The following is a 25,505-nucleotide window of genomic DNA, read 5'->3' on the forward strand; positions in this document are numbered from 1 at the left end:
TGTCGGACGGGTTCTGCACAAGATTGTCACTGGAAGCACCGACGGAGGGCGAACACTGTGAGCCGGATTGTGATCATCGGCGGGGGGCCGGCCGGCTACGAGGCGGCCCTGGTCGCCGCCCAGTTGGACGCCGACGTCACGGTCGTCGAGACCGACGGCGCGGGCGGGGCGTGCGTGCTGCACGACTGCGTACCGTCGAAGACGTTCATCGCGAGTTCCGAGGTGGTGACCGGATACCGGGACACCGAGGAGTTCGGGGTGCACTCGGACGGGCTGGAGGCGGTCACCGTCGACGCCCCGACGGTCTACGGCCGGGTCAAGCGGCTCGCGCTGGCCCAGTCCGCCGACATCCAGGCAAAGCTGATCAAAGCTGGCGTGACCTTCGTCTCCGGCCGGGCCCGGCTCGGCGAGGACACGCTCGGTCACACCCACCGGGTGCTGGTCACCCCGTCGGACGGTGACTCCACGTACTCGATGGACGCCTCGACCGTGCTGGTCGCCACCGGCGCGACCCCGAGGGTGCTGCCGAGCGCGGTCCCGGACGGCGAGCGGATCCTGGACTGGCGCCAGGTGTACGACCTGCCCGACCTGCCGGAACGGCTGATCGTGATCGGCTCCGGCGTCACCGGTGCCGAGTTCGCCAGCGCGTACCTGGCGATGGGGGTGGCGGTGACCCTGGTCTCCAGCCGCGACCGGGTGATGCCGCACGAGGACCCCGACGCCGCGATGGCGATCGAGCAGGTGTTCCGGTCCCGGGGGATGGAGATCCTCAACAACAGCCGGGCCGACGCGGTGCGCCGGGTCGGCGACGGCGTCGAGGTGGACCTCGCCGACGGCCGGACGGTGTACGGCTCGCACGCGCTGATGGCGGTCGGCTCGGTCCCGAACACCGCCGACCTCGGCCTGACCGAGTACGGCGTGACGGTGGCCCCGGGCGGCTACGTGACGACCGACCGGGTTTCCCGGACCAACGTGCCCGGCATCTACGCCGCCGGTGACTGCACCGGGGTACTGCCGCTGGCCAGCGTGGCCGCGATGCAGGGGCGGATCGCCATGTGGCACGCGCTCGGCGAGGCGGTCTCCCCGCTGCGGCTGCGTACCGTCGCCGCCAACGTCTTCACCGACCCCGAACTGGCGACCGTCGGGGTGTCGCAGAACGAGGTGGACTCCGGCAAGGTGCCGGCCCGTCAGGTGATGCTGCCGCTGGCCGGCAACGCCCGGGCCAAGATGGCCGACCTGCGCGACGGCTTCGTCAAGCTGTTCTGCCGGCCGGCCAGCGGACAGGTGGTCGGCGGGGTGGTGGTGGCGCCGAACGCCAGCGAGCTGATCCTGCCGATCACGATGGCGGTGGAGAACAACCTCACCGTGGACCAGTTGGCGATGACCTTCACCATCTATCCGTCGCTGTCCGGCTCGATCACGGAGGCGGCCCGGCAGTTGATGCTGCACGAGCTGGAGTAACGGCTTCGGGTCTTCCCGGGCGGTACCGCACGGTGGTACGGATTGCTTCGCGGGGCGGTGCCGCCGGACCGGCCGGCGTACCGTTGTCCGGGCGCGAGCCGAATCCCGTCGGGTCCCCCGTTCCCGTTGGTCGAAGCGGTTCGCCGCCGGGCCGCCGGCGGGTCCCGCGCCGGCGGCCCACCTCACCGGAGCGCGCCGTATGCGACCGCCAACCCTCTTCGAACCCTCCGTCGACGGATCGGTCAGCGGGGCATCCATATACTTGTAATCTGTATATGCTCTCGGCATGACAGAGGCGCTCCGGGAACCGACCTTCCTCATCCTCACCGCGCTCGCCGAGCAGCCACAGCACGGCTACGGCGTGCTGGAAGACGTACGCCGGATCTCCGACGACCGGGTCCGGCTGCGGGCCGGCACCCTCTACGCGGTGCTCGACCGGCTCCGCACCGAGGGGCTGGTCGAGGTGGACCGCGAGGAGATCGTGCAGTCCCGGCTACGGCGCTACTACCGGATCACCGGACTGGGCGCGCAGCGCCTCGCAGACGAGGTGGGGCGGCTGCGCCGCAACGCGACGGCCGCCTCGACCAGGTTGCGCAACGCTGGCTTCGTGGTCGAGGGAGGCCAGGCATGACCGGCGACGGGGCGGGCGGGCACGCCGAGTTGGAACGCCGCTACCGGCGCCTGCTCGCCTGGTATCCGTGGGAACACCGCCGGGCGTACGAAGAGGAAATGCTCGGGGTGCTGCTGGCCGACTCCCGGCCCGGTCAGCGCTGGCCCGCACCGGGCGACGCGGCGAACCTCGCCCTCACCGCCCTCCGAGCCCGGCTCGGCGTCGCGGCCCGCGCCGTCACCGACCGGAGTTGGGCGGACGCGGCGGCCACCGCCGGCCTGCTGTTGGCGATCCTGCTCTGCTACCTGCACGCGCTGCCGCTGGTCAGGCAACTCGTCTGGGCGTCGGCGTGGCCGAGCGAGGAAGTACCGTACTGGTATCCCGACCCGGCACTGTGGACCCGGACCGGCCTGTGGGCGCTGACCCTGCTGGCGGCGGTCACCGGCCCGCGCTGGCTGCCCGCACTGCTCGCCTGGCCGGCCGTGGTCGTGGAACTCGTCGCGCTGCCGACCCGCTACGCGGTGGACCCGGTGCAGGTGCTCCAGATGTCGGCCCAGACGCTGATCGGCGTAATCTGCGCCGCCGCGCTGACCGTGCCGGCACCACGTCGGGCGGCCCTGGCGGTGCTCGGCCGGCGCCGGCTGCTGACGATCGGTGGCGTATCCGCGCTGATCCTGGCCGGCAGTGCGGTGCAGAACTACCTGAGCTTCCCCGGACCGGGCAATCCAGTGCTGCTGCTGACGATCGGGCTGCTGCTGCCGGTCGGCGTACTGGTGGTCGCGGTCGCAGTCTGGCGCGTACCAGCGGCTGTCCGGCGCCGCCTGCTGGTGCTGCTGACGCCGATCGTCGCGGTACTCCTGACGGTCCGATACGGGCTGGCCGGCTGGGCGTACTCCAACCAGCAGATGGGACATCCGATCTACCTGGAACCGGTCCAGTGGGCGGCGCTGACCGTGGTGCCGCTGGCGGCCCTGGTCCTAGGGTTCGTCCTACTCCTCCGGCGGGAGCAGACGCTCCGGCTGGTCGCCCTCGGCCGGCACGCCGACCGACGCCACCCGCACCCTGACGAGCCGCCCGCCGACAGGTGAACACGAATCGGTAATATCGACAAATCTAAGATCAATATGGTCTGCGCGAAGCTCGGACAGCTCGCTGACCAGGTGTGCGGCGGAGTTTTTCGCGATCATGCGTCGTCGGCGTGTTACGCGGGCGCAACGAGGTCGGCGTAACGTCAGGCCATGGCGGACTTGTTCGAGGACTACCGCCTCGGCCCCGGCTGGGACGAGATGTTCGGCGCCCCGGGCATGCCCCGGGACGCGTACGAGGCGCTGCACGCCACCCTGCAACCGCTGTCCAGTGTGGAACTCCGGGTCCGGGCGGACGTACTCGCCCGGGCCTTCCTCGACCAGGGGATCACCTTCGCGCTCAAGGGCGTCGAGCGGCCGTTCCCGCTGGACATCGTGCCCCGGATCATCGCCGCCAGCGAGTGGCGGGTGGTCGAGGCCGGGGTCGCCCAGCGGGTGAAGGCACTGGAGGCGTTCCTCGCCGACATCTACGGCGCCGGTCAGGTGCTGGCCGACGGTGTGGTACCGCGTCGGGTGGTGGTGACCAGCGCGCACTTCCACCGGGAGGCGGCCGGCATCGTCCCGCACAACGGCGTACGCATCCACGTCGCCGGGGTCGACCTGGTCCGCGACGAGCGGGGCGACTTCCGGGTGCTGGAGGACAACGTCCGGGTGCCGTCCGGGGTCAGCTACGTGATGGAGAACCGCCGGGCGATGGCGCACGTGCTGCCCGAGGTCTTCGCCGCGACCCGGATCCGACCGGTCGAGTCGTACCCGGGGGAGTTGTTGCGGGCGCTGCGCGCGGCGGCGCCGGTCGGGGTCGGCGATCCCACGGTGGTGGTGTTGACCCCCGGCGTGCACAACTCGGCCTACTTCGAGCACGCCCTGCTGGCCCGCGAGATGGGGGTCGAGCTGGTCGAGGGTCGGGACCTGGTCTGTGTGGGTAACGAGGTCGCCATGCGTACCACCGCGGGCGAGCAGCGGGTCGACGTCATCTACCGCCGGATCGACGACGAGTTCCTCGATCCGGTGCACTTCCGGGCCGACTCGGTGCTCGGGGTGGCCGGGCTGCTCAACGCGGCCCGGGCCGGCCGGGTCACCCTGGCCAACGCGGTCGGCAACGGGGTCGCGGACGACAAACTGCTCTACTCGTACGTCCCGGAGCTGATCCGCTACTACCTCGCCGAGCAGCCGATCCTGTCCAATGTGGAGACGTACCGGCTGGAGGACCCGGACGTCCGCGACCACGTCCTCGACCGGCTCGACGAACTGGTGCTGAAGCCGGTCGACGGCTCCGGCGGAATGGGCATCGTGATCGGCTCGCAGGCGACCGACGAGGAGTTGGCCGAGCTGCGGCACCGGATCACCGTCGACCCGCGCGGCTGGATCGCCCAGCGCGAGGTGGCGCTCTCCATGGTGCCGACCCTGGTCGGGAACCGGCTGCGGGCCCGGCACGTGGACCTGCGGCCGTTCGCGGTCAACGACGGTCAGCGGGTCACGGTGCTGCCGGGCGGGCTGACCCGGGTGGCGCTGCCGGAGGGCGCGCTGGTGGTCAACTCCAGCCAGGGCGGCGGCTCCAAGGACACCTGGATCCTCGCCGAGTCGCCGTCCCTGCTCAGCCCGGTGGACCTGACCTCGGGGATCGAGCCGGCCGAACCGGACCTCGCGATGCCGCCCCCGGTGCCGGCGCCGCGCAGCCCCGACCCCGGCCCGGACGCCGGGCTGGTCAGCGTGCAGCAGCAACAGCAGCAACAGTCCGCCCGGGACGTCCGCGTACCGGCGGGGTGGTCGGGATGCTGAGCCGGATCGCCGAGTCGCTCTACTGGATCGGCCGGTACGTCGAGCGGGCCGAGGACACCGCGCGGATCCTCGACGTACACCTGCACCGGATGGTCGCCGACCCGTGGGTGGACGAGGCGACCGCCTGCCGTTCCCTGCTCACCGTGATGGGCGTCGGGCCGCTGGAACAGCCGGTCACCGCCGCCCGGGTGGTCGGGGTGCTCGGCCTGGACGAGGAGAACCCGAGTTCGGTGGTGGGTGCGCTGGCCGCCGCCCGGGAGAACGCCCGGGGCGCCCGGGAGACGATCTCGGCCGACATGTGGGAGTGCCTCAACTCGACCTGGCACGGCCTGCCGGCGGTCCGGCGCCGGGCCGAGCAGCAGGGCGTACACGCGTTCTTCCGGTGGGTCCGGGAGCGCTGCGCGGTGATGGCCGGGCTGACCGACGCCACCATGAGCCGGGACGAGGGCTGGCTGTTCCTGGTACTCGGCCGCAGCGTCGAACGGGTCGACATGACCGCCCGGCTGCTCTCCACGCACGTACGCGCCGGCGGCAGCATCCCGTCCTGGCTGACCCTGCTGCGCTCCTGCGGCGCCTGGGAGACGTTCCTGCGCACCTACCGTGGCTCGCTCGACGACCGGTACGCCGCCGAGTTCCTGCTGCTCGACCGGCTGTTCCCGCGTTCGGTCTTCGCCGCGCTCTCCCGGGCGGAGGCGTGCCTGAGCGAGCTGGAACCGTCGGGCGGGCCGGGGCAGTCCGGCCGGACGGGGGTCTCCACCGACGCGCAGCGGATCATCGGCCGGGCCCGTACCGGGCTGGAGTTCCGGGCCGCCGACGAGCTGATCGGCGACCTCGCCGTGGTGCTGGCCGGACTGGAACGGACCTGCTCACAGGTGAACGACGCGGTCTCCCGCCGCTACTTCCGGCAGACGTCGGCGGTGGCCTGGCTGCCGGAGGCGGTCGCATGACCGAGGCGGCCCGGCGGGATCAGGGACGGAGAGGGCGGCGGTGACGGTGGGCAGTTGGCGGTTGAAGATCAGGCATCAGACCGGATTCACCTACGCCGGCAACGTCGCCTCGTCCTACAACGAGGCGCGGATGTCGCCGCGCAACGAGGCCCGCCAGGCGGTGCTGGAGGCGCGGGTGGAGGTGTGGCCGTCGGCCCGGACCTACCGGTACGAGGACTACTGGGGGACCGTGGTGACCGCCTTCGACGTGCACACGGCACACGACTCGTTGCAGGTCACCGCGATCTCCACTGTGGAGACGCTGGGTCCGGGCGACCAGTTGGCGACCAACGACGGGATCGGCTGGGCCGAGCTGCGCGGGCCGGAGAGCCTGGACCGCTGGTACGAACTGCTGCTGCCGACCCCGCGTACCGCGCTGGACGAGGAGCTGACCGGGTTGGCCGAGTCCGTCCGGGACGCCCAGCCGACCCCGCACGCCGCCGCGATGGCGCTCTGCGAACAGGTCAGGGACGAGGTCGAGTACGCCTCCGGCGCCACCGGCGTGCAGACCGACGCCGTACAGGCGTGGCGGCAGCGCAAGGGGGTGTGCCAGGACATCAGCCACCTGGTGGTGGGGCTGCTGCGTACCGTCGGCATCCCGGCCCGGTACGTCTCCGGCTACCTGCACCCGGCCCCGGACGCCGCGATCGGGGACAGTGTCGTCGGGCAGAGCCACGCCTGGGTCGAGTGGTGGGTCGGCCGGTGGACCGCCTTCGACCCCACCAACGGGGTACCGGTCGGCGAGCGGCACGTGGTGGTCGGCCGAGGTCGGGAGTACGGGGACGTGCCGCCGTTGAAGGGCGTCTACGCGGGCCCGGCCAACACCGGGCAGGGCGTCGAGGTGACCATCACCCGGCTGCGCTGAGCCGCGCCCCCGGTGCGGAGCCGGGCAGCGGAGCCGGCTGCGGCGGGGCCGGGTTGCGGCGGGGGCCAGGGCTGCGGGGCCGGGCGGAAATGGGCTGCGGGGTCGCGTCGGGCGGCGGTAGCGTGGCCGTCATGCACAGCGCGATGCGGGAGACGACGACGCCGGGACATCCCGGCGTGCCGCGCTGACGCAGAAGAATTCTTCGTCGACTGGCCCCGGGGCGATCCGCTCCGGGGCTTCGTCGTACCCACCAGATCGGCGCCGCCCCGGCCGGAGCCGCCGCCGGGCCTCGTACCGATCTGGGAGAGAAAGATGGACGACCACCGCAGGCTCGGCCGCGAGCTGGAGCTGTTCCACGCCGATCCGCTGTCCGGGGCCGGCCTGCCGGTCTGGCTGCCGGCCGGCGCCGCCGCCCGGCACAGCGTCGAGGAGTACGTCCGCGAGCTGGAGCGCCGGGCCGGCTACCAGCACGTCTACTCGCCGCCGCTGGGCAAACGGGAGCTGTTCGAGCTGTCCGGACATCTCGGCTACTTCGCCGACGACATGTTCCCGGTGCTGCGGCTGTCGCCGGACGACGAGTTCGTGCTGCGCCCGGCGCTCTGCCCGCACCACGCCCTGGTCTACCGGGCCCGGGGGCGGTCCTACCGGGAACTGCCGCTGCGGATCGCCGAACTCGGCGGGATGTACCGGCCGGAGCGGTCCGGGGTGCTCGGCGGGCTGAGCCGGGTACGCGCGATCTCGCTCAACGACGCGCACAACTTCTGCCTGCCGGAGCAGGTCGGCGCCGAGGTCGCCGAGGTGCTGGAGCTGATCAGGGTGGCGCACGCCGCGCTCGGGGTACGCCCGGCGGGGTTCCGGCTGTCGCTGCGTGGACCGGGCGAGAAGTACGTCGGCGACGACGAGCAGTGGCGGCACGCCGAGGACCTGCTCCGGGCGGCGCTGTCCGGACTGCCGTACGTCGAGGCGCCCGGGGAGGCGGCGTTCTACGGGCCGAAGATCGACATCCAGGTACGGGACGCGGCCGGTCGGGAGTCGACCCTCTCCACCATCCAGCTCGACTTCGACAAGCCGGCCCGGTTCGACCTCTCCTACGCCGACAGCCGGGGCCGGCGGGGCCGGCCGGTGATGGTGCACCGGAGCCTGGTCGGCAGCATGGAGCGGCTGTTCGCGTACCTGATCGAGGTGCACGCCGGAGCCTTCCCGGCCTGGTACGCCCCGGTCCAGGTACGGGTGCTGCCGGTCGGCCCGGAGCAGGTGGCGGCGGCCGAGGAGTTTCGCCGGGCCTGCGTACTGGCCGGGCTGCGGGCGGAGCTGGTGGTCGACGGCTCGCTCGGTGCCCGGATCCGGGAGGCCGCCCAGCGCCGGGTGCCGTACGCGGCGGTGCTGGGTGCCCGAGAGGTGGCGGCGGGGCAGGTGGCGTTGCGACTGCGGGACGGCCGGGGCCTCGACCCGATGGCGGTACCGGACGCGTTGGCTCTGGTGAACGGGGTGGTGGCCGGCCGGTCGGCGGAACTCCTACCCTGAGTCGGCGCGGCCGGGAGGGCTCTGAGTCGGCGCGGCCGGAAGGCACATCTTGTCGATGGCAAGATATGCTGGTGGGATGAGCGACGGAAGTGCCGCCGGGCGGCCGTACCACCACGGAGACCTACGGCGGGCGTTGCTGGCCGCCGCCGCGACCGCGATCGAGGAGTCCGGCCCGGCCGCGCTCAGCCTGCGCGACCTGGCCCGGCGCGCCGGGGTGTCGCACGCCGCCCCGGCGCACCACTTCGGCGACAAGGCCGGGCTGCTCACCGCGTTCGCCGCCGAGGGCTTCGAGATGCTGGCCGACACGCTGGCCGGGGTGCACGACAGGTCCGGCGGAGACCTGCTCGAACTCGGGGTCGGCTACGTGATGTTCGCCGTGCGCCACCGGGCCCACTTCGAGGTGATGTTCCGGCCGGAACTCTTCCACCGGGACGACGCCGGGCTCACCGCCGCCCAGCAGCGGGCCTACGCGGCGCTCCGGGCCGGGGTGGCCGGGCTGCCGGCGGCACCCGTCGGCGACGAGGCCGCGCAGGCCGGCCTGGCCGCCTGGTCGATCGTGCACGGCTTCGCCACCCTCTGGCTCGGCGGAGCGCTCCCCGCCGACCAGGTCGGCGACGACCCGGAGGCCGCCGCACGCAGCGTCATCCGGCTCCTCTTCGCCCAACCCGGTTGAGCCCTACGCCCCGTCGGACGGGCGCGCACATCCCGGAGAAGAAGGTCACCGCGCGCCGCCGGGCGGGGCGTACGGGGGCTCGGGCGGGTCACCAGTTGGTGGGCAGCGGCATTCCCTCGGTGTAGCCGGCGGCGCTCTGCACCCCGACCAGCGCGTTGGCGTGGAACTCGGCGAGATCGGCGGCACCGGCGTAGGTGCAGGCGCTGCGTACCCCGGCCACGATCTCGTCGACCAGGTCCTCCACGCCCGGTCGGGCCGGGTCCAGGTACATCCGCGCGCTGGAGATGCCCTCCTCGAAGACCGCCTTCCGGGCCTGGTCGTACGGGCTGTCCTCGGCGGTACGCGCACTCACCGCCCGCGCCGAGGCCATCCCGAAACTCTCCTTGTAGCGCCGGCCGTCGGCGTCGGTGTAGAGATCGCCCGGCGACTCGTACGTGCCGGCGAACCAGGTGCCGATCATCACGTTGGACGCCCCGGCGGCCAGGGCGAGGGCGACGTCGCGCGGATGGCGTACCCCGCCGTCGGCCCAGACGTGTCGGCCCAGTTCGCGGGCGGCGGCGGCACAGTCGAGTACCGCCGAGAACTGCGGCCGGCCCACCCCGGTCATCATCCGGGTGGTGCACATCGCCCCCGGCCCGACACCGACCTTGACGATGTCCGCCCCCGCCGCCACCAGGTCCCGTACGCCCTCGGCGGTCACCACGTTGCCGGCGGCGACCGGTACCGGCGGGTCGAGCGCGCGGACCGCCCGCAACGCCCGCAGCATCCGCTCCTGGTGGCCGTGCGCGGTGTCCACCACCAGGGTGTCCACCCCGGCCTCGAAGAGCGCGCCGGCCTTTCCGGCGACGTCGCCGTTGATGCCGATCGCGGCGGCGATCCGCAGCCGACCCTTGCCGTCCAGCGCCGGCCGGTACAGGGTGGCCCGCAGCGCGCCCCGGCGGGTCAGCACCCCGACGAGCCGGCCGTCGACGTCGACCACCGGAGCGAGCCGGCGGCGCCCCCGGGACAGCCGGTCGAACCCGGCCCGCGGGTCCGCCTCGGCGGGCACGGTGTGCAGTTCGGTGGACATCACATGCCGCAACTGGGCGAACCGGTCCACCCCGACGGTGTCGGCCTCGGTCACCACGCCGACCGGCCGCCCGTCCGGGTCGACCACCACCACCGCACCGTGCGACCGCTTCGGCAGCAGGTGGATGGCGTCGCCGACGGTGTCCGTCGGGCCGAGGGTGATCGCGGTGTCGTGCACCAGATGCCGCTGCTTGACCCAGCCGATCACGTCGGCGACCACCTCGATCGGGATGTCCTGCGGCAGTACGGCGAGCGCACCGCGCCGGGCCACCGTCTCGGCCATCCGGCGGCCGGCCACCGCCGTCATGTTGGACACCACGAGCGGGATCGTGGTGCCGGTCCCGTCGCTGCTGGACAGGTCGACGTCGAGCCGGGACTCCACGGCCGAGCGGACCGGGGCCAGGAAGACGTCGTTGTAGGTCAGATCCTGGTCGGGCCGGGTACCGGTGATGAACCGCACCTGGTCATCATGCCGCAGCGCGCTCCACCCGGCCCGCCGGTCGGCCCGGCCGGCGACGGGCGGCACCGCCGGGTCGGCTCGGGAACGGGGCGATCAGCCGATGACGCGACGGGCGGGCCCGCCGGGTGGGCCCGGGGACGGGGCGATCAGCCGATGACGCAGATGACCGCCCCGGCGGTGAGTACCCCGCCGACCTCGGCGGCGAGTCCGCTCACCACGCCGGCCTTGTGCGCGTGCAGCGGCTGCTCCATCTTCATCGCCTCCATCACCACCACCAGGTCCCCCTCGGCGACGGTGTCGCCGTCGGCAACCGCGATCTTGACGATGGTGCCCTGCATCGGGGAGGTGAGCGCGTCGCCACCGGCGGCGGCACCGCCGGACGCGCCGGACCGGGCGCCGCGCCGGGCCGGGCGCCGGGCGGCGGAACCCGACGTGACCGGGCCGGCGGCGGTGGCCGTACCCGTGCCGAAGCCGGCGGGAAGGCTCACCTCCAGCCGCTTGCCGGCCACCTCGACCACGACGGTCTCCCGGGCGCCGACCGGCTCGTCGGCCGGCGCGGCACCGCTGAACGCCGGGATCGTGTTGTCGAACTCGGTCTCGATCCACCGGGTGTGCACGGCGAACGGCTCGGCGGTGAACGCCTCGTCCCGGACGACCAGCCGGTGGAACGGCAGCGCGGTGGCCATCCCGTCCACCACCATCTCGTCGAGCGCCCGGCGGGCCCGCTCCAGGGCCTCGGTCCGCGTCTCCCCGGTGACGACCACCTTGGCGAGCAGCGAGTCGAAGTTCCCGCCGATCACGTCGCCCGCGACGATCCCGGTGTCCACCCGTACGCCGGGACCGGTGGGCAGCCGCAGCGCGGTCACCGTCCCCGGCGCCGGCAGGAAGTTCCGGCCCGGGTCCTCGCCGTTGATCCGGAACTCGATGGAGTGCCCGCGCGGGGTCGGATCGGCATCGAACCGGAGCTTCTCGCCGGCCGCGATCCGGAACTGCTCCCGGACCAGGTCGATGCCGGCGGTCTCCTCGGTCACCGGGTGCTCCACCTGGAGCCGGGTGTTGACCTCCAGGAAGGAGATGGTGCCGTCCGCGCCGACCAGGTATTCGACGGTGCCGGCGCCGTGGTAGTCGGCCTCCCGGCAGATCGCCTTCGCGCTGGCGTGGATCTGCGCCCGCTGCTCGTCGGTCAGGAACGGTGCCGGCGCCTCCTCGACGAGTTTCTGGTGCCGGCGTTGCAGCGAGCAGTCCCGGGTGCCGACCACCACGACGTTGCCGTGCTGGTCGGCGAGGACCTGTGCCTCGACGTGCCGGGGCCGGTCCAGGTAGCGCTCGACGAAGCACTCGCCCCGGCCGAACGCGGCCAGCGCCTCCCGGGTGGCTGACTCGAACAGCGTCGGGATCTCCTTCAACGTCCGGGCCACCTTCAGGCCACGGCCGCCGCCGCCGAACGCCGCCTTGATCGCCACCGGCAGGCCGTGTTCGGCCGCGAAGGTCAGTACCTCTTCGGGGCCGCTCACCGGCTCGGGGGTGCCGGGCACCAGGGGAGCGCCGACCCGCTGCGCGATGTGCCGGGCGGTGACCTTGTCGCCGAGGTCGCGGATCGCCTGCGGCGTAGGCCCGATCCAGGTCAGGCCGGCGTCGATCACCGCCGCCGCGAAGTCCGCGTTCTCCGAGAGAAACCCGTAACCCGGGTGTACGGCGTCAGCGCCAGACCGGGCGGCCACGTCGAGCAGCTTGTCGATCCGCAGGTACGTCTCGGTCGCGGTCTCGCCGCCGAGCGCGTACGCCTCGTCGGCGAGGGTGGCGTGCAGCGCGTCCCGGTCGGAGTCGGCGTAGACGGCGACGCTGGCCAATCCGGCGTCCCGGCAGGCGCGGGCGACCCGCACCGCGATCTCGCCCCGGTTGGCGATCAGTACCTTGCGCACGCGGCTGCTCCTCCTCAGTTCGCGTCCCACCATCGGCGGTCACCGGCATGGCTGCCAGCGACGGTGCCAGGGACATTGTCAACGACGGCGACCGCGCTCGTGCCCGGCGGGTTCCGGAAGGCGGGCCAGGCCACGGGGCGGCGTTTGGAGTTAGTCAATTTTGGTTATTACGCTTGTGCACGTGTCAGCCACCCGAATGATGATTCTCGGCCTGGTCCGGTGGATGCAACCGGTGCACGGCTATGACGTACGTCGCGAGCTGCTGAGCTGGAGCGCGGACAAGTGGGCGAACGTCCAGCCCGGTTCGATCTACCACGCGCTGCGCAAGCTGACCGAGGAGGGGTTGTTACGGGAGGTTGCCACCGAGCAGGTCGGCGCCCGCCCGGCCCGGGTCACGTACGGGATCACGTCCAAGGGTGAGGACGAGTTCCAGGGCCTGCTCAGGGGACACTGGTGGAACCTCGGCGAGGTGGTCGACCCGTTCTTCGCGGCCTTCTCCTTCCTGCCGGCGCTGCCCCGGGACGAGGCGTCGGCGGCGCTGCGCAACCGGGCCCGGCTGCTGCGGGCGGTCAACGACAGCCTGCGGGCGGCGATGGAGTCCGGCTGGATGAAGGACGACAAGCCGGTACACGTCGGTTGGATGTGGCAGTTGTCGATCGCCCGGGCGGAGGGGGAGATCGGCTGGTGCGAGCGGATCGCCGACCTGATCGACGCCGGGGTGCCGTACCTGCCGGAGGACTACGCGGAGGAGCCCGCGTGGGCGCAGTTCGGCACCCTGGTCGCCGAGGCGACCTGGCACGGCGGCCCGACGCCGGACCGGCCGTCCCCGGATCAGTCGTCTCCGGATCAGCCGTCCTCGAATCAGTCGTCTCCGGATCAGCCGTCCCCGGAGCGGTCGTCCCGGGAGCAGCCGTCCCCGACGGTGGACGGTGAGAGAACGTAGGTCGACGCGTAATAATCAACGTTGACTAGATGCGTTATATCGCGTTAGCCTGCCGGCAGCGTTTGCGGTGGGCGCCTTCTGGCGTGCCCCGGGGGATGGGGCCGGTGGGGATGCCGGTCCGGCTGACCAGGAGCAGGCATGATCGAGACAAAGGGGCTGCGGAAGTCGTTCCGCTCCCGACAGGGCAGGGAGAAGAAGTCCGTCGACGCGGTCCGCGGCGTCGACCTCGTGGTGGCCGAGGGGGAGATCTTCGGCTTCCTCGGCCCGAACGGCGCGGGCAAGACCACCACGCTGCGGATGCTCGCCACACTCATCGAGCCGGACGGCGGCGAGGCGAACATCGCCGGTGTCGACCTGCGGACCAATCCGGGAGAGGTGCGGCGCCGGATCGGCTACGTGGCCCAGGGCGGCAGCACCTGGGACGAGTCGACCGCCCGCGAGGAACTGGTGCTGCACGCCCGGATGTACGGCCTCAGCAAGGCCGAGGCGCAGCAGCGGGCCGTACGCGCCCTGGCGGCGTTCCAACTCACCGAGTACGCCGACCGCAAGTGCAAGACGTACTCCGGCGGCCAGCGTCGCCGGGTGGACATCGCGCTCGGCATCATCCACGAGCCGAAGATCGTCTTCCTGGACGAGCCGACCACCGGCCTCGACCCGCAGAGCCGGGCGCACATGTGGGACGAGATCCGCCGGCTGCGCGCCGAGGGGATGACCGTCTTCATCACCACGCACTACCTGGACGAGGCGGACGCGCTCTGCGACCGGATCGCCATCATGGACCACGGCGAGGTGGTCGCCGAGGGGACTCCGGCGGAGTTGAAGCGGGAGATCTCCGGCGACGTGGTGCTGGTCGCCATCGAAGGTTCGGCCCCGGAGGCCGCCGGCAAGGTGCTGGAGACCGAGCCCTACGTCACCCGGCTGGAGGCCACGGACGACGGCGGGCTCCGGCTCTACGTCAACGACGGCGCCCGGGACATGCCGCAGATCCTCCGCGCGCTGGACGCCGCCGGCATCACGCTCAGCTCGATCGAGCTGCACCGACCGAGCCTCGACGACGTTTTCCTCACCAAGACCGGCCGCTCGCTGCGCGAGTCCTGACCGCTCGCCGCGTACCGCCGAACAGGAGACCTGGAATGAAATTCGCCCGCGACACATGGTTGATCTTCCAGCGGCAGTTCCTGCTGCTGGTCCGCCAGCCCGTCTGGCTCTTCGTCGGCATCTTCCAGCCGGTGATGTACCTGCTGCTCTTCGCCCCGCTGCTCAAGCCCGCGTTGCAGGCGTCCAGCAACGCCGAGGCGTACCGGATCTTCGTGCCCGGCCTGCTGGTGCTGCTCGCCATCTTCGGCGGCCTGTTCCAGGGCTTCGGCCTGATCGCCGAGCTGCGCGCCGGGGTGATCGAACGATCCCGGGTCACCCCGGTCAGCCGGCTCGCCCTGCTGCTCGGCCGGTCGCTGCGCGACGTGGTGTCGCTGATCGCCCAGGCGATCATCATCACCCTGCTGGCGCTGGCCTTCGGGCTCTCGGTGTTCATCGGGGACCTGCTACTGGCATACCTGATGCTGGCCCTGATCGCACTGATGACCTCGGCCCTGTCGTACGGGATCGCACTGGTGGTGAAGAGCGAGGACGCGCTGGCGCCGCTGATGAACACGATCGCCCAACCGGTCCTGCTGCTCTCCGGCATCCTGCTGCCGCTGAACTTCGCGCCCGGCTGGTTGCAGGGGATCGCCGACTGGAACCCGTTCTCCTGGGCGGTCGACGGCGCCCGGGCGCTCTTCGCCGGCGACCTCGGCAACGACGCGGTCTGGCAGGGCCTGTCGGTGATGGCGGTGATCACGGCGCTCGCCGTGGTCTGGGCCGCACGAGAGTTCGCCCGCAGCGTCCGCTGACGCTACCCATCGGGTACGGGCTGCTCGACGGGTACGGGTGGAGTCGGGTTTCTCGCCGGCTCCACCCGTTGCCTGGTCGGGTCGATGTCGTGCGGTTCCCGGTGCCGGTGCCGATCAGCGGCGGCGGGCCAGGGTCAGGCCGTCGGCGATCGGCAGCATCACCAACTCGACCCGCCCGTCCGTCAGCACTGCCTCGTTGAACTCGGCGATCGCCTGGTCGGCGACGGTCTGCGGGGCCAGAATCCGGCCACCCCGAAGCACGTTGTCCACCACGATCAGCCCACCCGTACGCATCCTCGGCACCAACTCGGCCCAATAGGTCAGGTAGCCCGGCTTGTCGGCGTCGATGAAGACGAAGTCGAGGTACGGCTCCGTCGGCAGGGCGCGCAGCGTGTCGGCGGCGGGGCCGATCCGCAGCTCGATCCGGTCCTCGACCCCGGCCCGCGCCCAGTAGCGGCGGGCGACCGCCGTGTACTCCTCCGAGATGTCGAAGCACGTCAACCGGCCGTCGTCGGGCAGGCCACGGGCGATCGCCAACGACGAGAGCCCGGTGAAGGTGCCGACCTCGACCGCCTGCCGGGCGTTCACCAGGCGGGTCAGGAAGGTGAGCAGTCCGGCCTGCTCCGGAGCGATCTGCATACCGGCGTCGGCCGGCAGCAGGGACACGGTCTCGTCGATCAGTTCCCGGGTCAGCTCGTCCGGCGGCGAGCCGTGCGCCAGGACGTACGCGTGCAGGTCTGCGGTGAGCGGAATTGATTTCGTCGGCACGGCTCGACGCTATTCCACAATTGTCGGCGGCGGGTACCGGTTCGTCAGTGTGGGCCGGCGGGCGCCGTACCCCCGTCGGACCAGAGATCGGTGATCCGCAGGTCGAGTTCGCCGAGCAGGTTGCGGAAGAGTGGGAGGGAGAGCCCGATCACGGTACCGGGATCCCCGTCGACCCGGTCGACGAACGGGCCGCCCAGCCCGTCGATGGTGAACGCGCCCGCCACCTGCAACGGCTCACCCGTCGCCACGTACGCGACGATCTCGTCGTCGGTGATCTCCGCGAAGTACACAGCGGTGGCGGCGACCCGGGCCACCTCGCGTCCGGTCGACAGGTCGATCAGGCAGTGCCCGGTGTGCAGTACGCCGCTCTTGCCGCGCATTGCCTGCCAGCGGCGGACCGCCTCGTCCGCGTCGGCCGGCTTGCCGAGAATCTCGCCGTCGAACGCGAGCACCGAGTCGCAGCCGAGCACGAGCGTCCGTCCATCGACCGGGTGTGGTTCGGCGTCGCCGAGGCTGCCACCGCTACTGCCGCTGAATGTGCTGGCGTCAGCGCTGCTGGAGCGGTCCTGGCGCAGCCGCTCGGCTACTGTCCGTGCCTTCAACTGGGCCAGTGTGAGGCTCAGCGCCTCCGGGGTCGAGGGGTCCACCTGCGACTCGTCGACGCCGCTGACCAGCACCTCCGGCTCGATGCCGGCGGCATGTAGGAGCTTGCGTCGGGCCGGGCTCGCCGAGGCGAGTACCAGGCGTAGCCGATTTGTCGTACGCACGGCGGCCAACGCTACCCGGCCCGGAGCTGACAACCTACGTTCGGGCCGGGCCTGCGCGGGTCGTCGGTTCAGAGCCGGCGCGGCTGTTGCCGTCGGCGCATCAGCAGTACCACCAACAGCGTCACCAACAGGCCGATGACAACGAGAGCGACCAGGGCGCCGACGAGGATCGTCGAGCCGACACTCGACTTGTTCTCGGGATCTGGAGCGGCGTTGCCGGCGGGTTGGCTCTGAGTGGGGCTCGGCGCGGCGCTCGAAGTGGCGTTCGCGCCGCCCTCCAGCGGAGGTACGTCGGCCGTCAGCGCCTTGACCAGGTTCAGTACGCCGTACCCGTACTCCTCGTCCCGACCCGGCGCACCCTTGTCGTCAGCAGTCGCCGTCAACCGGTGTACGACTTCCTCCGCCGACAGATCCGGAAACTTGCTCCGTACGAGCGCAGCCGCCCCAGCAACAATCGCCGTCGAGGGCGAGGTGCCAGTGCCGGTTCGATAACGTCCATCTACGGAGGTACTAACAATTCCTACCCCAGGTGCGCTAAGAGAAAGCCTGCTGCCCGTCACGGAGATGTCGGCGTGCTCTCCTTTCTGGTCGGTCGCGCCAACTGCGACGACTCCCGTTGCTGCGGCCGGAAATTGGATTAGAAAATCCCCTGGCCTGTTGCCGGCTGCTGCGATGATTACGATATCCGCCTCGAATGCCGCCCGCAGTGCGGCATTGAGGCGAGGTGTCGATCCCCCGCCTGAGGAAATGCTGATTACGTCGACTCGTTTCGATACTGCCCATTCAATGGCCTTGGCGGTATCGTCGATGTCGCCGGCCCCGCCAGTTCCCGTCCCGTCTTGTATCGGCATTATCTTGGCCTTGGGTGCGATTCCTAAAGCCCCAGCACTTCCGCGGCCGTGGGCGGCAACCAAGCCGGCCATGCCGGTTCCGTGCCCGCCAGGGTCGCTATCTCGGCGCCCGTCTCCTGAACCCCTCGCGGCGGTAACAGTGCCTGGTAGCAGGTTATTTCTGAGGTCGGGATGGGGGTCGACGCCGGTATCTATGACGGCGACAGTCACCCCCTGACCTTGGCTAACTTTGTGTGCTTCAGCGATCTTCAGGTACTTCAGATGCCATTGATTGCTACGCAGTTGGTCGGCCCTGGCTGCCGTTGCTGGCAAAAAGGCGACGGCCGTGGCGCAAAGAAGCGCCACGGCCGTGCGGGCCGTGCGGAAGATCACCGTTTATAGCCGATCGCTGGGCCAGGGTCGATTCTTCCGTTTTCGCGAGTTGGCATCACGACCGGTGCAACCCCCTCATCCGTTTCCCAAGGGTTGTCTGGATCCCAGTGGCGGCTATTTTCCTCTTCTCTGCTCGGGCTACTCGCCCGCGAGCCTGAACCCATCCCGTATGCGTGGCTTGTGCCCATAGCTGAACGGCCTGCACCCATGGAGGATTTGACTCCGGCACTACCGATTGGCGCGGATCCGCTTCCACCGATCACGCCACCAACAGGATTGATGCGCCGGGCGCCTCCGGTTCCCGCAGTTGGCTGCGACAGGCCCGTGCCAGGGGCGCCACCAATCAGCCCACCGGGCGGCATGGCTCTGGGGCCGAGCACATTTGGGCCAAGTCCTGCCTTGTTTGGCCCAGTACCCGGCGGCATTACTGATGTTGTGGGATATCCGGGAGATAGCCCGGGCGGCTTGGCCCCTGACGGCATACCCGGTGGCCTGGTCCCAGGTGGTAGTCCAGGGGGAACTGGGGGTGGAGGAAGACCGGGGCCGGTGGTTGGCGGAGGTGGTGGGATAACACTCGGTGGCGTTGGCGGCACCGCCGGGGGAGCTATCGGCCCAGTGCCACCGAGTATCGGACCTGTACTAGGCGCAGGTGGCGTCGGCACGACAGTGTGGATGGCCGGAGTCGGAGGCGGGCTGTAGCTCGCACCCCCACCCGCTGGCATCGGCACAACGGGCGGAAGCACCGGTGGGCTCGAACCGCCCATCGCGCTACTACCACCCGAACCGCCTCCGCTTTCGGATTCGTCCTTCGAGCCCTTGGGATTCTTGTAAACCGGAGGCTTTCGGAGCTGTACCTGGGCGGTGGCAAGTTCGCTGCTGAGGCCGTACATGACGTGTCGGCCGCGCCAGTTGAGGTCTTCCAGGTCGGCCTGGGTGGTGGGCTGCTGGCCAGTAGGCGGCTTGCCGTTGTTCGCCAGCACCGCCGCGTCGTACTGTTCCTTGGCCTTCGCCTTCGCCTCGTACTCCCGGTTGATCTCCTCCAGGTCCCTGCGGTACTCCCAAAGTGCCTGGGTGACGCCCGTGAGGGTCTGCTGGTTGGCGACGGCAGTGTCGTAGACGCCCTGCACGGTCTGGATGAGGTAGTCGAGCCGTGAAACGTAGGCCCTCGACGCCTCGCTCCTCTCCGGCGGCCATGCCTCCATCAGGTTGTCGCGGTACTGCTTCAACCGTGACAGGTGCAGCGAGCTGAGCTCGGAAGTCTTCCGCCAGCCGCTGACGTGCTGCCAGTGTGTGTCTGTCTGCTGGTTGGCCAGCAGCGCCCACATCTGGGGAACGTTCTGCGACGTCCAGTTGGTCGTACCGGAGATCTGGCCGCTCCCGCCGCCTCCGTCATCAAGCATTGGGGCTCCCCGTGTTTGCCGTGCCGTCCTGCTGTGTGGTCGTGTTCTGCGATCCCGGCGGCGGCGGTGCCGCTGCACCGGTCTCATCGAGCGCGCTCTCGACGTCGCTGACCCGAGCGCGCGAGAACGCGTCGGCCTGGCCGTAGTTCCTACTGACCGTCTCGGCGGCCGTGGCGAGCCCGCCGGTGCCGTCTCCGACATCCCAGACCCGCGTGGAAGTGTCCTGCTGGACAGTCCGGTGCGCTTTGAAGAACGACACCAACTCCGCGAAGCTCTCGTGCGGCTCAGGCAGGTTCGGCAGGATGTCCGACTGGACTTCCTCCATGTGTGGGACGTAGTTCTTCTGGACCTCGGCCAGGAGTTGCTGGGCGAACTCTTCCATGCGCTGGATGTCAGCTTCTATGGCACCGCCGTAGTCGCGCAGCCACGCAGGGCCACGGTCTTCCTCAGGTATCACGTCTTCTCCCCAGGTGCTACGTACTGCCCCATACCAAGGTTAGTGGGTATGTGCCGGTGTGGGCAGCCCCGTTAGGTAGCCCGGCGCAGGTCAGTGTGGAAGGCCGGAGAGCCGCCAGGCGTCACGGCCGGTACGCGTCGGCATGCCGGACGGCGACACTGTGCCAGCGCGACCGTGTCGTGCCCAGGTCGACGTGGCAGCCGGTCGGACCGATGTGGCCGGTCGGGACCGGAGCAGGACCGCCCCGACCAGCGCCGCCAGCTCCTCCGGTGTGGGCGTACCTCGGAGCACCCGGAGCAGCGGTTCTTCGTCAGCCATGGCAATGAGGGTACGTCGTCGTCAATTGGTCGGAGTCTCAGATAGGCGTGCCGAGGGTGTGACACTTGTTGCCGTTGGGTACGGTCCCAGCGTGTCTAGTGCGCCTCCACAACTCATCGCTGACCGGTACCGGCTTGTCGAGCCGCTTGGCCAGGGCGGGATGGGTCGTGTCTGGAAGGCGCGTGACGAAGTTCTGCACCGGGACGTCGCGATCAAGGAGTTGGTCCCGCCGCCGGGGCTGACCGAGGACGAGCGCCGGGAGATGCGCGAACGGTCACTGCGCGAGGCGCGGGCGATCGCCCGGCTCAACCACGCGAACGTGGTCCGCGTCTTCGACGTCCTGCGTACCGACGGTGATCCGTGGATCGTGATGGAGTACATCCCGTCGCGGTCGTTGCAGGACACGCTGGCCAGTGACGGGCCGGTGTCGCCGACCCGGGCTGCCGAGATCGGGCTGGGCGTGCTCGGCGCGCTGAAGTCCGCGCACCGGGCCGGGGTGATGCACCGGGACGTGAAGCCGGGCAACGTGCTGCTCGGCGACGACGGTCGGGTGGTACTGACCGACTTCGGGCTGGCGACGGTGCCCGGGGACCCGAACGTGACTCGTACCGGGCTGGTGTTGGGCTCGCCCGCGTACATCGCGCCGGAGCGGGCGCGGGACGGCACGGCCGGGCCGGAGGGTGATCTCTGGTCGCTGGGCGCGACGCTCTACGCCGCCGTCGAGGGGCAGTCGCCGTTCGCCCGGCCGTCCGCGATCGCCACGCTGGCGGCGCTGGCCACCGAGCCGCCGCCGGTGTCGCGCCGGGCCGGTCCGCTCAAGACCGTGCTCGCCGGCCTGCTGCGCAAGGACCCGGCGAGCAGGATCAACGCCGAGGTGGCGGAGCGGTTGCTGCGTCGCGCGTCCGGCCGGCGCCGCAACCCCGGGATGTCACTGCTTGACGGGGTACGTCGACCGGGGCCGAACGGCCCGCGCGAACCGGGCGAGCCGCGTACCCGGATCGTTCCGTTGCCGGCGCCCCGACCGGCCCCCGCCACGCCGCCGGCCGCAGCGGCTGCCTTTCCGGCGGCGCCGCCGGCTGCGGAGACGACGAAGCTGCCTTCCGCGCCACCGGCCGCCGAGACCACCAAATTGCCGGCCGCCCCGCCGGCTGCCGAGACGACGAAGCTACCGGCCGCCACGCCGGCCGAAAAGGAGTCGGTACCGGAGCCAGCAGCGGCGGAGACGCCGACAGAATCCGACAGCTCCGACAGTTCTGAGAGCCGTTCGAAGCCTGCCGAGCCGGCGGTCGTCGTCGTACCCGGCGAGGCGGCCGTGTCGGCCGATGCGGCCGGGGCGAAGTCGGATCCTGCGCCGACCGCGATACAGCCCAAGGCGGAGCCAGGCTCGCCCGAGGCGCTGCCGGCGGGCCGGGCAGCGGTCCCGGCCAGCCTGGACGACGAGTCCCGGGACGGTCGTGGTCCGCTCGCCGCCGTCGCGGCCGGCAATCGGCGGATCTGGCTGCTCGGCGGGCTGGTCGTGCTGCTCCTGCTTGCCCTCGTCGTGGTGGTGCCGCTGACTCGGAACGGATCGGGCGAAGATGACCAGAAGACCGACCCGGGTGCGGCCCCAACCAGCCAGCCGGCGCGTACTCCGCCAGCCACCACGGGCGGCGCACCGACGCCTACCGCATCGGCCTCCCCGACTGGTCCAGCAGCCACCCCCACCGGTCAACCAGGTGTTTCGCTACCTACCGGCTGGCGGATGCACAAGGACCCGACGAACTTCTCGGTACCGGTTCCGGAGGGCTGGCAGGTGAGCCGGGAGAAGACCGGGTCGGCGGCGGACGCCGTCCGCGTGTGGTTCCGTGACCCGAACGGCCCCGGACAGTTGCTGATCGACCAGACGAACCGGCCCGAGCCTGACCCGGTAGCGGACTGGAAGAGCAAGGAAGGATACCGGCGGGACAATACCGTCAACTACCAGCGTGTCGGACAAATTCGTGCGGTGGACTACTGGGACAAGTGCGCCGACTGGGACTGGCTGGAGACTGTGGACGGGGTCCGGATCCACGTGCGCAACCGTGGCTTCGTGACGGCGCCGGACAAGGCGTACGCGATCCGATGGGATACCGCAGCAGACGAGTGGGACGAGAACCTTCCCAACTTCCAGCTCATCGTGGACGGGTTCAAGCCCGCGCGCGACTGATGCCGAGGGAGATCACTCGGAGGGTTTCCAACCCGTGAAGAGTTGACAGGCATGACCTCAGTTCCGTCGGGGTAGTGGTGATCTCGACGGAAGGAGGTACGACTGATGCGTTCCCGACATCATGCGACGAAGCCGAGCATTGCCCTCTGGATGCTGGTCGCCATCGGCGACCTTGCCCTGCTGGTGGCGAGCGTCGGAATGGTCGCGCTAATCGCGCTCGCCAGCGTCGTGACCGTGGCCGTCGCTACGGTCGGCGGTTGGCTCCTGCTGCGGCGAGGCGTGCCGAACAGGACCGCGCTCCCGGCGCGGGTCGCCATGCCGGCGACGGGCCGGGCGAGGGCCGGTTCTGCCGGGCAGCTCCGCTGAAGCGAGGACCAGCCCGGTCTGAGCAGGGCACCACCGACGAAGCTTCGTCGGATCGGGTCACGACGGTAGCGGCAGCCGGATCAGTTATCGACCGTGCAGGTGATGACAGGTCCCGCTGCCGCTAAGTCGTGTCAGGGGCGGGGCCAGCGGGTGTTCAGACGCCGGGCGACCTCCGTCACGTCGTGTCGGTTCTGGGCGAGCAGGCTGCTGCGGGCGTCGCGGTAGCGCGGACATGGCCAGCGGCCTCGACAGGCGATGCACCGCCACAGGCCGAGCAGTCGCCAGAGTGGTGCCGGCCGATGTCGTTCGACGATTGCCATGGAGTGCTCGCGTTCCATTGCGGACCTCCGGCGGTTGCGGGACACGCGGCGGCTCGCCGGCCGCCATCGAGAGACGAGCCGCCGCGCGGGGGGACCGACCCCCGCCAGGCTGCGGACCAGGGAGGAATCGGCTCACAGCAACTTAATGCATAAGGTAGAGCAAGGCAAGACTATATGCATCTAGATGCCTCCTGATGCTTGTGGTTGCCCGGTTTGCCGTGATCAAATGTCACTGCGGACCAGGGAGTGCATCGTGCCCACCTCGAAGACACAGAAGATCATCAACGACCTCACCGAGCAGATCGAATCGGGAGCGCTGGCGCCGGGCGACCAACTGCCGAGCACCGCAGCGCTGCGTGCGCAATACGGTGTCTCCGTCACGGTGGTGCGCGGCGCGGTGAGCTGGCTCAAGGCGAAGGGGCTGGTGCAGGGCCATCCGGGGCTTGGCGTCTTCGTCACCGAGAACAGCAAGTAGGCAGCCCGCTGGGCAGCGACGACGTGAGCTAGGCTCGCTCGGATGTCAGTGGACGGCGTGACAGAGCTCTGGAACAAGCTCTTCGGCGCGCAACCGGACCCACCCCCGCTACTCGTCCTGATCACCGGGCTGGTCGCCCTCACCGTGGTGCTCACCCGGGTGCCCTGGCGGGTGGGCCGCAACGCGATCACCATCGCGCACGAGGGCGGGCACGCCCTGGCCGCCGTACTCACCGGGCGGCGGTTGCAGGGGATCCGGCTGCACTCGGACACCTCCGGGCTGACCCTGTCAGCCGGGCGGCCGACCGGACCCGGAATGGTGTTCACCCTGCTGGCCGGCTATCTGGCGCCTTCCCTGGTCGGCCTGGCCGGTGCGTGGGTACTCGGTGGCAACCGGATCACCCTGCTGCTCTGGGTCGCCGTCGCACTGCTGCTCGCCATGCTGGTGATGATCCGCAACGTCTTCGGCATCATCTCGATCGTGGTCACCACCGGGGTCGTACTCGGGGTGTCCTGGATGGCCTCGCCGGAGGTGCAGGCGGCGTTCGCGTACACCGGGGTGTGGTTCCTGCTGCTCGGCGGGGTTCGGCCGGTGGGTGAACTCCAGACCCTTCGGCGGCGGGGGCAACTGCCGCAGTCGGACGCGGACCAACTCGCCTGGCTCACCGGGGTACCCGGGCTCGTCTGGGTCGGGATCTTCGGCGCGGTCAACCTGCTCGCCCTGCTGGCCGGTGCGGCCCTGCTCACCGGCCCGATACTGAACTCCGCCAGCCTGCCCGGCTGACCACCGCCGACGGTACGCACCATCGACGGTACGCACCGCCGACGCTACGGGCACCGGGTGCACAGCGAGGAGAGCAAGGAACCCATGCGGTACGTGATCATCGGAGCCGGCGCGGTCGGCGGCACCATCGGGGTACGGCTGAGCGAGGCGGGCCGGGACGTCACCCTGGCGGCCCGGGGTGCCCACCTGGCCGCGATCCGGGCAGACGGGCTGACCCTGAACACGCCGGACGGCGAGTACGTCGCCCGGATTCCCGCCGTCGGCGACCCGGCCGCCCCCGACTCCGGTGTCACCGACGCGACGCTGACTCCCGACACCGTGCTCGTGTTGACCGTCAAGTCGCAGGACACCGAGGCGGCGCTGCGGAGCTGGGCCGACCTGCCCGTCCAGGGCGGTGGCACGGCGGCGGAGCGACTGCCGCTGCTGACTGCGCAGAACGGGGTGGCCAACGAACGCGCCGCCGCCCGGCTCTTCGACCGGGTCTATCCGGTCTGCGTCTGGCTGCCGGCGACCCACCTGGAGCCGGGCCGGGTCGTCGCCAGTGGACATCCGTACTCGGGGATGCTGCACCTCGGCACTTTCCCGGCCGGCTCGGACGACCTCGCCCGGCAGGTCAGTGCGGACCTGGCGGCGGCCCGGATCCTCGCCCCGGTCCGCGACGACATCATGCGCTGGAAGTACGGCAAACTGCTGCGCAACCTCGGCAACGCCATCCAGGCACTCTTCGGCCTCGGCGGCAGCGCCAACAGCAGCGCCAACAGCAGCGCCAACGGCAGCGCCGACGGGGGAGTGGACGAGCGTCGGGCGGCTCAGGTAGCCGAGCTGCTCGCGGCGGTGCGGGCCGAGGGTGAGGCAGTCCTCACGGCGGCGGGCATTCCCTACACCTCGGTGACCGAGGAGGCCACCGAGCGCGGCGACCGGGTGGAGGTGGTACCGGTGGCCGGGCAGTCCCGGCAGGGCGGCTCGACCTGGCAGAGCCTGGCCCGGGACGCCGGCTCGGCCGAGACGGACTACCTGAACGGCGAGATCGTGCTCCTCGGCCGGCTGCACGGGGTGCCGACCCCGGCCAACGCGACGGTGCAGCGGGCGATGCGCCGGGCGGTCCAGGAGCGCATTCCGCCCGGCGCCTTCCCCATCGCGGAACTAACCGCGCTGCCGGGCTGACTGTGCTGGCGGGC

General features: G+C 70.9%; 23 protein-coding genes. 16 read left to right on the forward strand and 7 right to left on the reverse strand.

What is annotated here, in order from left to right:
- The first annotated feature begins 57 nt into the window (after positions 1–57).
- The 8 genes from Pen02_RS03230 to Pen02_RS03265 all read left to right on the forward strand — a co-directional run bounded on the left by Pen02_RS03230 (position 58) and on the right by Pen02_RS03265 (position 8,983).
- Entirely contained in the window at positions 58–1,461 is a 1,404-nt protein-coding gene (locus tag Pen02_RS03230) for an NAD(P)H-quinone dehydrogenase (RefSeq protein ID WP_203864399.1), read from the forward strand.
- Between the two features lie 286 nt (positions 1,462–1,747).
- The gene (locus Pen02_RS03235) at positions 1,748–2,092 is read left to right on the forward strand and encodes a PadR family transcriptional regulator (RefSeq protein WP_203864400.1); all 345 of its coding nucleotides are present in this window, start codon (positions 1,748–1,750) and stop codon (positions 2,090–2,092) included.
- Positions 2,089–3,159 carry a hypothetical protein gene (locus Pen02_RS03240; RefSeq protein WP_203864401.1) on the forward strand — a complete coding sequence of 357 codons (1,071 nt, stop codon included), beginning with the start codon at positions 2,089–2,091 and terminating at the stop codon, positions 3,157–3,159. Before Pen02_RS03235 ends, Pen02_RS03240 begins: the two co-directional genes overlap by 4 nt.
- A 150-nt stretch (positions 3,160–3,309) precedes the next feature.
- On the forward strand, positions 3,310–4,935 hold the full coding sequence (locus Pen02_RS03245; protein WP_203864402.1) for a circularly permuted type 2 ATP-grasp protein: 1,626 nt from the start codon (positions 3,310–3,312) through the stop codon (positions 4,933–4,935).
- Positions 4,929–5,882, forward strand: coding sequence for an alpha-E domain-containing protein (locus Pen02_RS03250; RefSeq protein WP_203864403.1), 954 nt, complete (start codon positions 4,929–4,931; stop codon positions 5,880–5,882). The genes Pen02_RS03245 and Pen02_RS03250 overlap by 7 nt, the downstream gene beginning before the upstream one ends.
- A gap of 40 nt (positions 5,883–5,922) precedes the next feature.
- Positions 5,923–6,786, forward strand: coding sequence for a transglutaminase family protein (locus Pen02_RS03255; RefSeq protein ID WP_239139997.1), 864 nt, complete (start codon positions 5,923–5,925; stop codon positions 6,784–6,786).
- Positions 6,787–7,098: 312 nt separating this feature from the next.
- The gene (thrS, locus tag Pen02_RS03260) at positions 7,099–8,310 is read left to right on the forward strand and encodes a threonine--tRNA ligase (RefSeq protein ID WP_203864404.1); all 1,212 of its coding nucleotides are present in this window, start codon (positions 7,099–7,101) and stop codon (positions 8,308–8,310) included.
- Between the two features lie 76 nt (positions 8,311–8,386).
- Entirely contained in the window at positions 8,387–8,983 is a 597-nt protein-coding gene (locus tag Pen02_RS03265) for a TetR/AcrR family transcriptional regulator (RefSeq protein WP_203864405.1), read from the forward strand.
- Between the two features lie 88 nt (positions 8,984–9,071).
- Here Pen02_RS03265 and Pen02_RS03270 read toward each other — a convergent pair whose 3' ends face one another.
- Complete coding sequence (locus tag Pen02_RS03270) at positions 9,072–10,511, reverse strand: GuaB1 family IMP dehydrogenase-related protein (RefSeq protein WP_203864406.1); 1,440 nt, start codon at positions 10,509–10,511, stop codon at positions 9,072–9,074.
- A gap of 146 nt (positions 10,512–10,657) precedes the next feature.
- Positions 10,658–12,433 (reverse strand): acetyl/propionyl/methylcrotonyl-CoA carboxylase subunit alpha, encoded by a 1,776-nt coding sequence (locus Pen02_RS03275; protein WP_203864407.1) that lies wholly within the window; start codon positions 12,431–12,433, stop codon positions 10,658–10,660.
- Positions 12,434–12,614: 181 nt separating this feature from the next.
- Between Pen02_RS03275 and Pen02_RS03280 the strand changes: the two genes are divergently transcribed.
- From Pen02_RS03280 to Pen02_RS03290, 3 genes are all read left to right on the forward strand, one after another.
- On the forward strand, positions 12,615–13,376 hold the full coding sequence (locus Pen02_RS03280; protein WP_239139999.1) for a PadR family transcriptional regulator: 762 nt from the start codon (positions 12,615–12,617) through the stop codon (positions 13,374–13,376).
- A gap of 138 nt (positions 13,377–13,514) precedes the next feature.
- Positions 13,515–14,474 carry an ATP-binding cassette domain-containing protein gene (locus Pen02_RS03285; RefSeq protein ID WP_203864408.1) on the forward strand — a complete coding sequence of 320 codons (960 nt, stop codon included), beginning with the start codon at positions 13,515–13,517 and terminating at the stop codon, positions 14,472–14,474.
- 35 nt (positions 14,475–14,509) lie between these two features.
- A complete protein-coding gene (locus Pen02_RS03290) occupies positions 14,510–15,265 on the forward strand; it encodes an ABC transporter permease (RefSeq protein ID WP_203864409.1) in 756 nt (251 codons plus the stop codon).
- Positions 15,266–15,379: 114 nt separating this feature from the next.
- Here Pen02_RS03290 and Pen02_RS03295 read toward each other — a convergent pair whose 3' ends face one another.
- From Pen02_RS03295 to Pen02_RS03315, 5 genes are all read right to left on the reverse strand, one after another.
- Positions 15,380–16,033: an O-methyltransferase gene (locus tag Pen02_RS03295; RefSeq protein WP_203864410.1), complete on the reverse strand. Its 654-nt coding sequence runs from the start codon at positions 16,031–16,033 to the stop codon at positions 15,380–15,382.
- Between the two features lie 44 nt (positions 16,034–16,077).
- A complete protein-coding gene (locus Pen02_RS03300) occupies positions 16,078–16,800 on the reverse strand; it encodes a Maf family protein (RefSeq protein WP_203864411.1) in 723 nt (240 codons plus the stop codon).
- 68 nt (positions 16,801–16,868) lie between these two features.
- Positions 16,869–18,023 carry a S8 family serine peptidase gene (locus Pen02_RS03305; RefSeq protein ID WP_203864412.1) on the reverse strand — a complete coding sequence of 385 codons (1,155 nt, stop codon included), beginning with the start codon at positions 18,021–18,023 and terminating at the stop codon, positions 16,869–16,871.
- A gap of 1,392 nt (positions 18,024–19,415) precedes the next feature.
- Positions 19,416–19,880 (reverse strand): hypothetical protein, encoded by a 465-nt coding sequence (locus Pen02_RS03310; protein WP_203864413.1) that lies wholly within the window; start codon positions 19,878–19,880, stop codon positions 19,416–19,418.
- 90 nt (positions 19,881–19,970) lie between these two features.
- Positions 19,971–20,198 (reverse strand): acyl-CoA carboxylase subunit epsilon, encoded by a 228-nt coding sequence (locus Pen02_RS03315; RefSeq protein WP_203864414.1) that lies wholly within the window; start codon positions 20,196–20,198, stop codon positions 19,971–19,973.
- 91 nt (positions 20,199–20,289) lie between these two features.
- On the opposite strand from Pen02_RS03315, the gene Pen02_RS03320 reads away from it, so the two are divergent.
- The 5 genes from Pen02_RS03320 (at position 20,290) to Pen02_RS03340 (ending at position 25,491) form a co-directional block, all read left to right on the forward strand.
- The gene (locus Pen02_RS03320; RefSeq protein WP_203864415.1) at positions 20,290–22,383 is read left to right on the forward strand and encodes a serine/threonine-protein kinase; all 2,094 of its coding nucleotides are present in this window, start codon (positions 20,290–20,292) and stop codon (positions 22,381–22,383) included.
- A 105-nt stretch (positions 22,384–22,488) separates the two neighbouring features.
- A complete protein-coding gene (locus Pen02_RS03325; protein ID WP_203864416.1) occupies positions 22,489–22,749 on the forward strand; it encodes a hypothetical protein in 261 nt (86 codons plus the stop codon).
- A 573-nt stretch (positions 22,750–23,322) separates the two neighbouring features.
- A complete protein-coding gene (locus Pen02_RS03330; RefSeq protein ID WP_239140001.1) occupies positions 23,323–23,544 on the forward strand; it encodes a winged helix-turn-helix domain-containing protein in 222 nt (73 codons plus the stop codon).
- Positions 23,545–23,586: 42 nt separating this feature from the next.
- On the forward strand, positions 23,587–24,327 hold the full coding sequence (locus Pen02_RS03335; RefSeq protein ID WP_203864418.1) for a M50 family metallopeptidase: 741 nt from the start codon (positions 23,587–23,589) through the stop codon (positions 24,325–24,327).
- A 57-nt stretch (positions 24,328–24,384) separates the two neighbouring features.
- Positions 24,385–25,491 (forward strand): ketopantoate reductase family protein, encoded by a 1,107-nt coding sequence (locus tag Pen02_RS03340; RefSeq protein WP_239140002.1) that lies wholly within the window; start codon positions 24,385–24,387, stop codon positions 25,489–25,491.
- Positions 25,492–25,505: the final 14 nt, after the last annotated feature.

This window comes from Plantactinospora endophytica (genome assembly GCF_016862915.1).
Classification (GTDB): Bacteria; Actinomycetota; Actinomycetes; order Mycobacteriales; family Micromonosporaceae; genus Plantactinospora; species Plantactinospora endophytica.